The sequence below is a fragment of the Leisingera sp. NJS201 genome (assembly GCF_004535885.1).
Taxonomy (GTDB): domain Bacteria; phylum Pseudomonadota; class Alphaproteobacteria; order Rhodobacterales; family Rhodobacteraceae; genus Leisingera.
This window is the reverse complement of record NZ_CP038234.1, coordinates 1,842,272-1,855,502: the sequence shown is the minus strand read 5'-3', so window position 1 is coordinate 1,855,502 and position 13,231 is coordinate 1,842,272. Positions and strand designations below refer to the sequence as shown.

Sequence of the window (13,231 nt, the reverse complement as noted above, 5' to 3'; positions counted from 1 at the left end):
AGAAGCCACATGACCACGCCCTTCGACGAAGAACCTCACCGACGCCGCGGATTGTTTGCCAGTCTGCGCGCCTCCTTCTTTACCGGGATCGTCGTCATTGCGCCGGTAGGTCTGACCATCTGGCTTCTGTGGTCGGTGATGGGCTGGATCGACAGCGTGGTGCTGCCGCTGGTACCGCACACAGTCCGGCCCGAACAATACATCGGCATCAACCTGCGCGGTGTCGGGCTGATCATTTTTCTGCTGTTCACAATTGTTGTCGGCTGGGTCGCCAAGGGCATTCTGGGCCGGTCGCTGATCAGCTTTGCCGAAAGCCTGGTGGAACGCATGCCGGTGGTCCGCACCGTTTATTCGGGCATCAAGCAGATTTCCGAAACTGTCTTTGCCCAATCGGAACGCAGTTTTGAAAAGGCATGCCTTGTCCAATACCCGCGCAAGGGCATCTGGGCGATCGGCTTCATTTCAACCAACGCCAAGGGTGAGATCGCCAAGAAGGTCGAAACCAGCGGCGGCCTGGTCAGTGTCTTTTTGCCGACCACACCAAACCCGACATCCGGTTTTCTGCTGTTCGTCCCCGAAGAAGATGTGATCGCGCTGGATATGTCGGTGGAGGATTCTGCCAAGCTGGTAATCTCGGCAGGCCTTGTCTACCCGAACCCCAAGGATCCTTCAAAACCTTTGGAAAACGGCAAGAAACCAGCCCTGAAAGAACCCTCCTGACCTAGCTGAACATCGCAGGCAGATCCGTTGAAGAGCGCACGCCAAGGTTCTCGCCGTCCTGTGCCAGGAAGTTCTCCGCCGCATCCCGCCCTGCCTGTTTCAGCCGCGCCAGGATCTGCGGCACCGGAAACAGCTTGGTGGTGACTGACAGCTGCGTCATCAGATCATCATCGGCAATCATGTGCACCCGAACCTGCTTCATCCGCCCGGCCTCAAGCGTGCCATCCTCCAGCAGCCGCTGCACAAAATTGATGGCGCGCAGCTCGCGCAGCAAGGACGAGTTAAAGCTGATCTCATTCACCCGGTTGCGGATCTGCTGCGGCGTCTTCGGAACCTCCTCGCGCTCCAGCGGATTGATGTTCACAATCACCACATCCCCCGGCAACTCTGCTCGGAATAACGGAAACAGCGCCGGATTGCCGGTGAAACCGCCATCCCAATAGGCCTCCATCCGGCCGGTCTCCGGATCCTCGATTTCCACCGCCTGGAACATGTCCGGCAGGCAGGCCGAGGCAAGAATTGCATCGGTGCTGATCCCGGTGCCTTCAAAGACCCGGATCTTGCCCGTGCGCACACAGGTCGCGCAGACAAACAGCTCCGGCCCAGCCCCGGCGCAGACATCATCGAAACAGAACTGATCGACAACCTCCTGCAGCGGGTTCTTGTAAAAAGGGCCGTAGTGATAGGGAGAGATCATCTGGCTCATGGTTTCCAGCGGCGAGAACGGCATGGCAGCCTCCAATGCACCGGTCCAGGCCACCGCATCAAACCGGGTCAGCCAATGGGCAAAGCGCATGTCGCCCACCGCCCCCATCTGCGCCCACAACTTGTCCAGCGCCGCCTTGGCACCGGTCCGCCCGCCCTGAACCATGCCGGACTTGAAGGCCGCGCCGTTCAACGCGCCGGCCGAGGTGCCGGTGATCCCAGCCACCTCGACCCCTTCATCCTCCAGCAGCCGGTCCAGCACTCCCCAGGTAAACGCCCCATGCGCACCGCCGCCCTGCAGGGCCAGATTAATGCGTTTCACCAAAATACACCTGCCTATTTCACCTTTGTGAAAATACTCCGGGGGTGAATTTCCCCCTTGGGGCAAGTGGGGGCCGGCCCCCTCCCGCCGCTTCCACGTACTGCCTACAGCGCCGTCCAGCCGCCATCGACACTCAGCGTGGTGCCGGTGATCTGCGCTGCTGCGTCCGAACACAGGAACACCGTGGTGCCGCCCAGTTGTTCCACAGTGGCAAACGCGCGGCTTGGCTGGCGCTCCAGCATCACCTTCTTGATCACCTCTTCGCGGCCCATGTTGTATTTCTCCATAGTGTCCGGGATCTGCGCCTCAACCAGCGGCGTCAGCACATAGCCCGGGCAGATCGCATTGCAGGTGATCGGCTCCTCTGCGGTTTCCAGTGCCACCGTCTTAGTCATGCCGACAACCCCGTGCTTGGCCGCCACATAAGCTGCCTTAAACGGCGAGGCCGTCAGCCCGTGGGCCGAGGCAATATTGACGATCCGCCCCCAGCCCGCCGCGCGCATTCCGGGCAAGGCGGCGGCCATGGTATGAAAGTTCGAATTCATGTTGATCGCGATGATCGCGTCCCATTTGTCCTGCGGGAACACATCGATCGGCGACACATGCTGAATGCCTGCATTGTTCACCAGAATATCGCAGGCGCCGGCCTGCTCAATCAGCATCCGGCAATCCGGCCCTTTGGACATATCAGCCTGAATGTACTGGGTCTTGACGCTGAATTCACGGGCGAGCTCTGCTGCCAGCGCGTGATCTTCATCCCGGTCGGTGAATGAATTCAGCACCACATCGGCCCCGGCCCGCGCCAGTTCGCGCGCAACCCCCAGGCCAATACCTGAATTTGATCCAGTGATAACGGCGGTCTTCCCTTGCAAGGACATCGGCAACTTTCCCTCGGCTGAATGAAACTGACGGCACTGTGCCATGCTGCAGCTGCAAAAGAAACGCGTAAGACAGCGGATCGCCCCTTGCAACGCAGGGGCATTTCCCGTCAGAGGCAGTGTGGAAACGTCCAAAAAAAAACGCCCGCACAAGGCGGGCGTTAGTTATTGAGGCAGGTTTCATACAGGCAAGAAACCTATCGAGCAGTGATCCCTTTATAAGCAATTTCCGGCTTTCGTCCAAGCTAAAAGTTTGAAAAGACGAAAAAGCGCACGTAGCGTGCAGAAGCAAGAAAATAAGGGCAGAGCGGGATTGTTGTGAAACTGCGAAAAGAAAATTTCCTGAATCCCGGTGCGGCACTGACCGGAATCACCTTGGCTTTTGCTGCGAATTTTGCGCAGGCAGAATCAGGTCATGGCATAGCTATGTATGGGGCGCCTGCGCTGCCACCCGATTTTGTGTCTTTACCCTATGCCAACCCCGATGCGCCCAAGGGCGGCAAGGTGGTTTTCGGCAATACCGGCGGCTTTGACTCACTGAACCCGTTCACCCTTAAGGGGACCGCGCCGTGGCAGCTGAGGTTCTGGGGATACGAGAGCCTGATGGGCCGCTCCTGGGATGAGCCATTTACGCTTTACGGTCTTTTGGCCGAATCGATTGAGGTGCCCGAGGACCGCTCCTGGGTCGAATTCACCCTTAGGGAGGCGGCGCGATTCTCCGATGGCAGCCCGGTGACCGTCGAAGATGTGATCTGGTCGTATAAGACATTGGGCACCCAAGGCCACCCGCGCTATCGTGGTTTCTGGACCAAGGTGGCGCGGATTGAACAGACCGGACCGCGCAGCCTGCGCCTGACCTTCAACGCCAATGACCGCGAGCTGGCACTGATCGCCGGACTGCGCCCGATCCTTAAAAAGGCGCAATGGCAGGACAAGGAATTCGGTGCCGATGACCTGCCCGGCGCCCCGATTGGCACCGGCGCTTATGTGGTCCGGAATTTCGAACCCGGCCGTTTCGTTACCCTGTCCAGAAACCCTGACTATTGGGGCAAAGACTTGCCCTTTCGGCGCGGTACCGGGAACTTTGACGAACTGCGCCTGGATTTCTTTGGCGATGCAACAGTTTTGTTCGAAGCCTTCAAGGCAGGCGAGCTGAGCGCGGTGCGGGAATTCAATGCTGACAAATGGGACAGTGTTTATAACTTCCCGGCGGTGACCCGCGGCGATGTGGTCAAAAGCGAAATCCCGCATCAGCGCCCCTCCGGCATGACCGGGCTGGTGATGAACAGCCGCCGGGCTCCGCTGGATGACTGGCGCGTTCGCGAGGCGCTGCTGCTAGCGTTCAATTTTGAATACATCAACGGCACCGTGACTGGCGGCGTGCAGCCGCGGATCACCTCTTATTTCTCGGGATCCGAACTAGGCATGCTGCCCGGCGCAGCTGCTGGAGAGGTTCGCACACTGCTGGCCCCGTTTGCAGACACGCTGTTGCCCGGGACGCTGGAAGGCTACGCGCTGCCGCAGGGCGATGGCAGCAAGCGCAACCGCAGAAATCTGCGCAAGGCGATGCAACTGCTGGCCGATGCAGGATGGAGCGTCACAGACGGCGTGCTGCGCAAGAACGATGGTACGCCATTGGAGTTCACCGTTCTGATCCGCCAAGGCGACGGCGAGATGAAGACCATCACTGAAATCTATGCCCGCGCACTGGAGCGGTTGGGCATATCCCTAACGGCGGAAACCGTCGATAATGCCCAGTATGTCGAACGCCAAAGCGCCTATGACTTCGATCTCACCCGTTACCGCCGGGAGTTGTCGCTAAGCCCCGGCAACGAACAGCGCTATTACTGGGGCAGCGGCGGCGTCAGCCAGCCCGGCAGCCGCAACCTGATGGGCATGGACAACCCCGCTGCCGAAGCGATGATTGATGCCATGCTGACAGCCAAGGACCCTGAGGATTTCACCGCCGCCGTGCGGGCGCTGGACCGGGTTTTGACCGCAGGGCGCTATGTCATTCCATTCTGGCGGTTCGATGCGGGGCGGATCGCCCATGTCAAGGAAATGCGGTTTCCGGAATACCTGCCGATCTACGGCGACCGGACCGGATTCATGCCGGATGTCTGGTGGTATCAATCAGACTGAGGCGCTGACCAGCGGCTTTCGATGGGTGAGGCAGTTGACTTGCGGTCTTTAATTCCATAATTCACGAAATATGGAATTAAATATTGCAGATAAGCTCAGCGCCCTTGCACATCCGAACCGTCTGGCGCTGTTCCGCCTGTTGATGCGGCGCTATCCGGACGCAGTTCCGGCGGGTGAGATCGCCTCGGCGCTGGACTTCAAGCCCAACACGGCTTCTGCTTACCTGTCAGTCCTGAAACAGGCCGGGCTGATCAGCCAGCGCCGTACCGGAACATCGCTGATGTACACCGCCGATCTGCCTGGCTTGCGCGGCATGTTTGATAACTTGCTGACAGGCTGCTGCCAGAACCGGCCCGATATCTGCAGCCCTTTCGCGAATGAAGAAAGGGTCATGCCGACGGTTGAGCACCCGTTTAACGTTCTGTTCATCTGTACTGGCAATTCCGCGCGGTCGCTGCTGGCAGAAGCCATCCTGAACCGATACGGCGACGGCAAATTCCGCGCCTATTCAGCAGGGACCTGCCATTCTTCATCTGGCCCGCGCCCCGAAGTAATCTCTCTGCTACAGGCCAAAGGCTATGACACCAGCGCCTTGCGTTCCAAGGATCTGGATGAATTTTCCGTGGCAGACGCGCCTGGCATGGATTTCATCTTTACCGTCTGCAACCACGCCGCCAATGAGGAATGCCCGGCCTGGCCCGGCCAGCCGATGAGCGCCCATTGGGGGCTGGCAGATCCGGTCAGGGCGACAGGCACCGATGCCGAACGTCGCCTGGCCTTTCAGCAAGCCTATGGGCTGCTGCGCAACCGGATCAATGCCTTTGCAGCGCTGCCCTTTGACACACTCGACCGCATTTCGCTTCAGCATCAGGTTGACGGCATCGGCCGCGTGAATTCTTCCGACTAACTCTATAGAACGGTCAAAACCCATGAACATTCTTGTCCTCTGCACGGGAAACTCCGCCCGCTCCATCCTGCTGGAGTCGATCTTCAACACCCTGGGCACTGGCCGCATCCGCGCGTTTTCTGCAGGCTCCAACCCCACCGGCAAGGTGCATCCGCAATCCCTGGTGCTGCTGGAAGAACTCGGCCACGACACCACCGGTGCCCGTTCCAAGAGCTGGGACGTGTTTGCCGCTGAAGGCGCACCGGAAATGGACATAGTGATCACCGTCTGCGCCGCAGCAGCCGGCGAAACCTGCCCGGTCTGGCCCGGCGCACCGGTTCGCGCCCATTGGGGCGTCGCAGATCCGGCTGCCGCGGACCAACCGGAATGGGACACCGCCTTTCGCGCGGCTTATGCCACGCTGGAAAAGCGCGCCAAGGCGCTGCTCGATGTGCCGTTTGACTCCATGAATGCGACCGAACTGACGCAGCAGCTTAAACTGATCGGAGAAATCCAATGACTATCCAAAAACTGCTGGCCGAGGGGCTGGGCACAGCCATGCTGCTGGTCGGTGTTGTTGGCTCCGGGATCATGGCTGAAAACCTGGCGGGCGGGAACGTGGCGCTGGCCCTGCTGGCCAATGCCGTTGCCACCGGCTGCATGCTTTATGCGATCATCAATACCCTGGGGCCGATTTCAGGCGCCCATTTCAACCCGGCCGTAACTCTTGCCTTCGCCCTGCGCGGCGAACATGAATGGCGTGCGGTGACACCTTACGTTCTGGTGCAGATCGGAGGCGGGATCCTGGGGGTCTGGGCTTGCCATGCAATGTTTGATCTTGCAGTTTTGCAAAGCTCTGAGACTATGCACCGAACAGGAACAGCGCAGTGGTTTTCCGAAATCCTGGCCACGTTCGGCCTGTTGTTCGTGATCTTCGGCGGGCTGCGGTCGCGTCCTGATACAGTGCCTGCTCTGGTTGGAATCTACATCACCGGAGCCTACTGGTTCACCTCTTCGACCAGCTTTGCCAACCCGGCAGTGACCATCGCACGCGGCTTCAGCGACACCTTTGCGGGCATCTATCCGGGGCATATCCCGATGTTCATTGTGATGCAGCTGATTGCGGTTGGAATCGGCCATCTGGTGCTGCCCCGGCTGTTCGCACCGGCCTAGGCGCTGGCAAAAAACCGCTTAACACAGCGGCCTTGGGCTGATGCCCCGGAGCCGACGTTACGCGACGGCAGAAAAAATGCTAGCATGAGGGTCCAACAACCATAATCAGTTTGTCAGGGAGGCCCCCCAATGCCTGTACAGACAGCAGCTGCCAGCTGGATTGACAGGATGCCCCGCATCAAACAGCGCTTTCCGCATCTGAAAGCCTGCAACGCTCCGTCACTCGTGGATGACCGGGACAGATTTGTTGCCTATCTGGCCCGCACCCATCACCTCACCTTGAACGAAGCCAGAGAGGAAGTGGACGACTTCCTTTATATTGAAAGCCTGCTAAGAGAACTGGACGGGCGGCCGCACTAGCAACGCAGCCGCTGTTTCAGGCCTCAGGATCAAGCCAGCGATGTCACCCAGAGGATCATTGCATCTTCGGGGCTGGAAGATATGACATTGTGCCCCATGGCTGCGTCGTAATAGGCGCTGTCACCGCGGCGCATTTCAATCGGCTCGTAAAATTCCGTGTAGAGCTTAACCACCCCGGTCAGCACATACAGAAATTCCTCGCCGTCATGGCGCACCCAGCCGTCAAACTCATCCAGTGACCGCGCCCGCACCCGCGCCCGGTACGGCAGCATCTGCTTGCGCGACATACCGTCCGCCAGTAGCTCGTGCTCATATGTCGCGGTGGCATGGGCCGAACCGTCACCGGATTTGGTCACCGTCATCCGCCCGTTCACCTGACCGCGCTGCGGCTGGGTAAACAGCTGCGGCACCGAGATCTGCAGGCCCACCGCCAGCTTCTTAAGCGCCTCGTAAGTCGGTGACATCTGGCCATTTTCGATCTTGGACAAGGTCGAACGCGCCAGCCCGGCCTGATTGGCAGCATGTTCCAGCGTCCAATCCCGCGCTTTGCGCAGTTCGCGCACGCGCGCGCCCAGGTCCAATGGCTCTGCTTCGTTATCTCCGCCGTTTGCACGGGCGATGGTAATCAGGGACTTCGGGTCACGGCTTGTCATAGCCACTCTATAAGCCGCACCTGCGCAGCTTGCAACGCAGGACGGCGCGGGCTAGCCAATTGCCATGCTGTCCGTTTTTGATCAGGGGCCTTTTGCGCCCTGCCCTTCGCCTTTCAATCTCGCGGCCCATGTGCTGCGCCATGCCCGTCGGCTGGCGGAAAAACCCGCCCTGTCGGTTCTGGCGGGCGATACCTGCGAAGACTGGAGTTATGCCCGGCTTGAAGCAGCGGTGCGCGGAACCGGGACAGGGCTGCTCAAGGCGGGAATGAAACCTGGAGATATTGTGCTGCTGCGGCTGGGGAACACGGTTGAGTTTCCCATTGCCTACCTCGGCGCCATTGCCGCCGGACTGGTGCCGGTGCCCACCTCATCCCAATTGACAGCGCCAGAAACCGCCCGGATGATTGCGGATCTGAACCCGGCTGCGGTGCTGCGCGACCCGGCTGTGCCCTGCGCGAGTCACCCGCTGCAGATCAGTACGGCCCGCTTGCTGGATATGCACCATCTGCCTCCCTGCGACTACGCCTTTGGCAACCCCGAGCGGCGCGCCTATGTGGTCTACACCTCCGGCACCAGCGGAAATCCGCGTGCAGTTGCCCACGCCCACCGGGCGGTTTGGGCGCGGCAGATGATGGTGGAGGGCTGGTACGGTCTGACAGCAGATGACCGGCTGCTGCACGCCGGTGCGTTCAACTGGACCTACACCCTGGGCACCGGCCTGCTGGACCCCTGGGCGGCGGGTGCAACGGCGCTGATCCCACTCCCCGGAACCCCGCCAGAGGACCTGCCCGCGCTGCTGCGCCGCCACCGTGCAACCCTCTTTGCTGCGGCCCCGGCGTCTACCGGAAACTGCTGCAATCCGGCCCGCTCGATTTGCCGGACTTGCGGCATGGGCTTTGCGCTGGTGAAAAGCTTTCCCGCCATCTGCACGCTGCCTGGGACACCGCAACAGGCCGCGGATTGTTTGAGGCTTTCGGCATGTCTGAATGCTCGACCTTCATTTCATCTTCGCCGTCCTGCCCAGCACAGGACGGAGCACTCGGGCAGCCGCAACCGGGCCGCAAGGTCGCGGTTCTCGGCCCTGACGGACCGGTGCCGGTGGATGAGGAAGGCACCATCGCCATCCACCGCTCGGACCCGGGGCTGATGCTTGGCTATCTGAACGCGCCGGAAGAAACTGCCGCCCGCTATCAGGGGGATTGGTTCCTGACCGGTGATCAGGGCGCAATGACCGGCGGCGGGCAGATCCGCTATCTGGGACGCGCTGACGACATGATGAATGCGGGCGGCTACCGCGTGTCCCCGATTGAAGTCGAAACCGCTTTGGCCGCCCATCCTGGCATCACACAAGCCGGCGCCGCAGCGGTAGAGGTGAAGCCGGACACCTTTATCATCGCCGCCTTCTATACCGGTCCCGAAGAGTTGAACGCCGCAGAACTGCAGGCCTTTGCATCCCAGCGCCTGGCCCGTTACAAGCAGCCCCGCGCTTATGTTCATCTCGACGCGCTGCCTGCAGGCGCCAATGGCAAGCTGCTGCGCCGCGCCCTGCCCGCCCTGTTCAAAGGATGACCCAAATGACCACCGTCAAGCTCGACATCCTGTCGGACCCGATCTGCCCCTGGTGCTATATCGGCAAGACCCATCTGGACAAGGCACTGGCCGAGGTGCCGGATCATCCCTTTGTTATCGAATGGCACCCGTTCCAGCTGAACCCGGACATGCCGCGCGAAGGCATGGACCGGCGCGACTATCTGGAGCGCAAGTTCGGCGGCAAGGACGGCGCGGTTAAGGCTTATGCCCCAGTGGTGGAACACGCCGGAAACGCCGGGCTGACGATCAATTTCGAGGCGATGACACGCACGCCAAACACACTGGATGCACACCGGCTGATCCATTGGGCTGGAATCGAAGGCAAGCAGACTGAAGTGGTGGATGCCTTGTTCCAAGCCTACTTTGTGGACGCCAAGGACATCGGCGACCACGCGGTTCTGGCCGGTGTCGCACGCGAGGCCGGAATGGATGCAGATGTCGCCGCACGCCTGCTGCAAGGCGACAGTGATGTGCAGACCATCCAGGACCGCGACGCCCATTCCCGCAAGATGGGGGTAACTTCGGTGCCGACCTTCATTGTCGCCAGCCAGCACGCCGTGCCCGGCGCCCAGCCGCCGGAACTGTGGAAGCAGGTGATCGAAGACATTCTGCAGCAGCTGAAAGACGCAGAGAACGAATAACCTCGCGGCAAATTGCTTAGCATCGCAACAATGCACAGTTTGCTGTGCAGCCGGGCGCTGGCCCGGTATGCGGATTCGTGATAGCGGAGCCGGACAGCTCCCGGACCGGCCTTGTTCCCCGGAAACATCTGAAGAGCTGTTAGAGGTTTCAAATGTCACAACCCCAGGTACACTCTCCGGCCCACGGCATGGCCAAGGCCGAATTCATTGCCCTGATCGCGATGATGTTTGCCACCATCGCCTTTTCCATCGACGCGATGCTGCCCGCCTTGCCTGAAATCGGCCAGGCACTTAGCCCGGATGACATTAACCGCGCCCAGCTGGTGCTGACTTCTTTTGTGCTGGGCATGGGCATCGGCACATTCTTTACCGGCCCGCTGTCCGATGCTTTTGGCCGCAAGACTGTCATAGCCGGCGGTGTTGCGCTGTACATCGCAGCCTCTGCCGTTGCCTGGCAGGCGCAATCGCTGGAGCTGCTGCTGGCCTCCCGCGTCGTCATGGGGTTGGGTGCCGCAGGGCCGCGGGTTGTCGGCATTGCCATCGTGCGGGATTTGTACTCGGGCCGGGAAATGGCCCGGATGATGTCGATTGCAATGATGATCTTCACCTTGGTTCCCGCCTTTGCACCGATGCTGGGCGCGGGCATCATTGCCTTTTCCAGCTGGCGCAGCATCTTCCTGGCCTTTGCCATCTTCGCCATCCTCATCGTGATGTGGATGGGCCTGCGCCTGCCGGAGACCCTGGCGGTGGAGAACCGCCGCCCCTTCCGTCTGCCGCTGCTTTTGGGCGCGGTAAAGGAAATGTTCGCCCACCCGGCTGTGCGCCTGTCTATTCTTGTGCAGACCCTTTGCCTAGGCATGCTGTTCACCATGCTGACCATGGTGCAGCAGGTCTATGACGTGATCTTTGACCGCGCTGGCAGCTTTCCCTTCTGGTTTGGATTTGTGGCCTTGATGGCAGGCACCGCCAGCCTGCTGAATGCGGCCATCGTGGTCCGTGTTGGCATGCGCCGGATCGTGACTTGGTCCTTGGCTGCGCAGGTCTGCATTTCCGCAGTGATGCTGGTGCTCAGCGGTCAGGCGCTGCCGGAAATGCTGCTGTTCAGCTTGTTTGTCGCCTGGCAGACCAGCGTTTTCTTTCTGGCCGGCACCACGCTTGGCAATCTCAATGCTATCGCAATGGAGCCGATGGGCCATATTGCCGGCATGGCGGCCTCGGTGATTGGTGCGATCTCCACCGTTCTGGCCGCTGCCATTGCGGCACCAGTGGGCCTGCTGTTTGACGGTTCACTGCTGCCGCTGGCTGCAGGGCTGCTGACAATGGCCGGCCTTGCGTTCCTGCTGATGCTGCAAATGGCACGGGCCGAGGCGCAATTGCCCGCAGAATAACTATCTTGTCCGGATCAACGCCTCTGCCTAACCTCTCCAAATACTTGGGGAGGTTTTTTCATGGGTTACGATTATGATCTCGGCAGCCATTCCTGTCTGGTAACGGCAGCTTCGCCCGAGACGCAAAAGTGGTTCGACCGCGGCTTGGTCTGGACCTATGGCTACAACCACGAAGAAGCCGTCAAATGCTTCAAGCAGGCGTTGGCGTATGATCCCGGCTGCGCCATGGCCCATTGGGGCGTGGCCTATGCAACCGGCCCGAATTACAATCTGCCCTGGAACTTGCGGGACGGCAAAGGCCGTGCCGAAGATCTGGCACAGGCGTATGACGCCGCCCAATCTGCACTGGCTTGTTTAGAGGGCTGCACAGAGGCCGAGCGGCAGCTGATCCATGCCCTTCAGGCCCGCTATCCCCAGCGCGAGGCGGTGGAGGACATGCACATCTGGGACTATGCCTTTGCCGACGCCATGCGCGCGGCGTTTGCCGCCTGGCCGGATCATCTGGATCTGCGCACGGTCTATGCCGAAAGCCTGCTGAACCTGACACCTTGGAAAATGTGGGACTTGCAAACCGGCCTGCCCGCCGAAGGGGCCGCGACATTGGAGGCGCAGGAGGTTCTGGAATGGGCAATGGAGAACGACCCCGGCGCGATGAGGCACCCCGGCCTGCTGCATCTTTATGTGCATCTGATGGAGATGTCGCCGGCGCCGGAAAAAGCCCTGAAGGCCGCCGATGTCCTGCGCACGCTGGTGCCGGACGCAGGTCATCTGGTGCATATGCCGACCCATATCGACGTGCTTTGCGGTGACTATCACAGCGTGGTGCATTGGAACCGGAAAGCGATTGAGGCGGATCTGAAGTTCTACGCGCGTGAGGGCGCCTTCAACATTTACACCGGCTACCGCCAGCATAACTACCACTTCGTCATCTTCGGCGCGATGTTCCTGGGGCAGATTGAACCTGCGTTGCAGGCCAATCAGGGTATTCTGGACACCACCCCGCCGGAAATGCTGCTGGTAGAAAGCCCGCCTATCGCGGATTTCTTTGAAAGCTACATGGCAATGCACCCGCACATCCTGGTCCGCTTTGGCCGCTGGGAGGAGGCCATGGCGCTGGAGCTGCCTGAAGACCCAGCGCTCTATTGCACCTTGACCGCCAACACCCATTACGCCCGCGCCATCGCATTTGCCGCAACTGGCCGGGTGTCACAGGCCGAAGCGGAGGAGCAGCTGTTCCGCGCCGCCAAGAGCCGCGTTCCGGAAACCCGCCTGCTGCACAACAACCGCGTCGTGGATCTGCTTGAAATCGCATCCGAAATGCTGCGTGGTGAGATTGAGTACCGCAAAGAGAACTATGACACGGCTTTTGCCCATTTGCGCCGCTCGGCCGAGCTGGACGATAACCTGCCTTATGATGAGCCCTGGGGCTGGATGCAGCCCAGCCGCCACGCACTTGGGGCGCTGCTGTTTGAGCAGGGCCGCTCGGGAGAAGCCGAGGCGGTCTACCGTGCGGACTTGGGGCTGGATGGTACTCTGCCGCGCGCGTCGGTCCATCCGGACAATATTTGGAGCCTGAAAGGCCTGCATGATTGCCTGAAGGCCCGCGGCGAAACCGTTGAAATCCGGCACATAAAGCAGAAACTCGATATGGCGCTTGCCCGCGCCGACCAGGCGGTGGCTGCGTCCTGTTTCTGCGCACAGGCAGCAATGAAGCCGGACAGGTGCTGCAGCTGAGCAAAATGTCTTCGAAGACATTTGCCAAGGAAATTCGAA

At 60.4% G+C, this 13,231-nt stretch carries 12 protein-coding genes and 1 pseudogene; 10 read left to right on the top strand and 3 right to left on the bottom strand.

What is annotated here, in order from left to right:
• The first annotated feature begins 9 nt into the window (after positions 1-9).
• The gene (locus ETW23_RS09180) at positions 10-720 is read left to right on the top strand and encodes a DUF502 domain-containing protein (protein ID WP_134829815.1); all 711 of its coding nucleotides are present in this window, start codon (positions 10-12) and stop codon (positions 718-720) included.
• A gap of 1 nt (position 721) precedes the next feature.
• Here ETW23_RS09180 and ETW23_RS09175 read toward each other — a convergent pair whose 3' ends face one another.
• Both ETW23_RS09175 and ETW23_RS09170 read right to left on the bottom strand, forming a co-directional pair.
• Positions 722-1,750: a patatin-like phospholipase family protein gene (locus tag ETW23_RS09175; RefSeq protein ID WP_134829814.1), complete on the bottom strand. Its 1,029-nt coding sequence runs from the start codon at positions 1,748-1,750 to the stop codon at positions 722-724.
• 101 nt (positions 1,751-1,851) lie between these two features.
• On the bottom strand, positions 1,852-2,625 hold the full coding sequence (locus tag ETW23_RS09170) for a 3-hydroxybutyrate dehydrogenase (RefSeq protein WP_134829813.1): 774 nt from the start codon (positions 2,623-2,625) through the stop codon (positions 1,852-1,854).
• Between the two features lie 426 nt (positions 2,626-3,051).
• Here ETW23_RS09170 and ETW23_RS09165 point away from each other — a divergent pair, with 426 nt between their 5' ends.
• The 5 genes from ETW23_RS09165 to ETW23_RS09145 all read left to right on the top strand — a co-directional run bounded on the left by ETW23_RS09165 (position 3,052) and on the right by ETW23_RS09145 (position 7,186).
• Complete coding sequence (locus tag ETW23_RS09165; protein WP_205879955.1) at positions 3,052-4,767, top strand: extracellular solute-binding protein; 1,716 nt, start codon at positions 3,052-3,054, stop codon at positions 4,765-4,767.
• 70 nt (positions 4,768-4,837) lie between these two features.
• Positions 4,838-5,674, top strand: a complete 837-nt coding sequence (locus tag ETW23_RS09160; protein ID WP_134829811.1) for a helix-turn-helix domain-containing protein — start codon at positions 4,838-4,840, stop codon at positions 5,672-5,674.
• A gap of 22 nt (positions 5,675-5,696) precedes the next feature.
• A complete protein-coding gene (locus ETW23_RS09155; protein ID WP_134829810.1) occupies positions 5,697-6,173 on the top strand; it encodes an arsenate reductase ArsC in 477 nt (158 codons plus the stop codon).
• The gene (locus ETW23_RS09150; RefSeq protein WP_134829809.1) at positions 6,170-6,826 is read left to right on the top strand and encodes an MIP/aquaporin family protein; all 657 of its coding nucleotides are present in this window, start codon (positions 6,170-6,172) and stop codon (positions 6,824-6,826) included. The genes ETW23_RS09155 and ETW23_RS09150 overlap by 4 nt, the downstream gene beginning before the upstream one ends.
• A gap of 129 nt (positions 6,827-6,955) precedes the next feature.
• Positions 6,956-7,186 (top strand): hypothetical protein, encoded by a 231-nt coding sequence (locus ETW23_RS09145; protein WP_129370795.1) that lies wholly within the window; start codon positions 6,956-6,958, stop codon positions 7,184-7,186.
• A 29-nt stretch (positions 7,187-7,215) separates the two neighbouring features.
• On the opposite strand, the gene ETW23_RS09140 is transcribed toward ETW23_RS09145, so the two are convergent.
• Positions 7,216-7,839, bottom strand: a complete 624-nt coding sequence (locus tag ETW23_RS09140) for a helix-turn-helix domain-containing protein (protein WP_129370794.1) — start codon at positions 7,837-7,839, stop codon at positions 7,216-7,218.
• A 64-nt stretch (positions 7,840-7,903) separates the two neighbouring features.
• Between ETW23_RS09140 and ETW23_RS09135 the strand changes: the two are divergent.
• The 4 genes and pseudogenes from ETW23_RS09135 to ETW23_RS09120 all read left to right on the top strand — a co-directional run bounded on the left by ETW23_RS09135 (position 7,904) and on the right by ETW23_RS09120 (position 13,192).
• Positions 7,904-9,408: pseudogene (locus tag ETW23_RS09135) on the top strand (class I adenylate-forming enzyme family protein).
• On the top strand, positions 9,405-10,070 hold the full coding sequence (locus ETW23_RS09130; RefSeq protein WP_134829808.1) for a DsbA family oxidoreductase: 666 nt from the start codon (positions 9,405-9,407) through the stop codon (positions 10,068-10,070). The pseudogene ETW23_RS09135 and the gene ETW23_RS09130 overlap by 4 nt, the downstream one beginning before the upstream one ends.
• 152 nt (positions 10,071-10,222) lie before the next feature.
• Positions 10,223-11,458, top strand: a complete 1,236-nt coding sequence (locus tag ETW23_RS09125) for a multidrug effflux MFS transporter (RefSeq protein ID WP_247676676.1) — start codon at positions 10,223-10,225, stop codon at positions 11,456-11,458.
• 60 nt (positions 11,459-11,518) lie between these two features.
• The gene (locus tag ETW23_RS09120; RefSeq protein WP_134829807.1) at positions 11,519-13,192 is read left to right on the top strand and encodes a tetratricopeptide repeat protein; all 1,674 of its coding nucleotides are present in this window, start codon (positions 11,519-11,521) and stop codon (positions 13,190-13,192) included.
• Positions 13,193-13,231 lie beyond the last annotated feature (39 nt).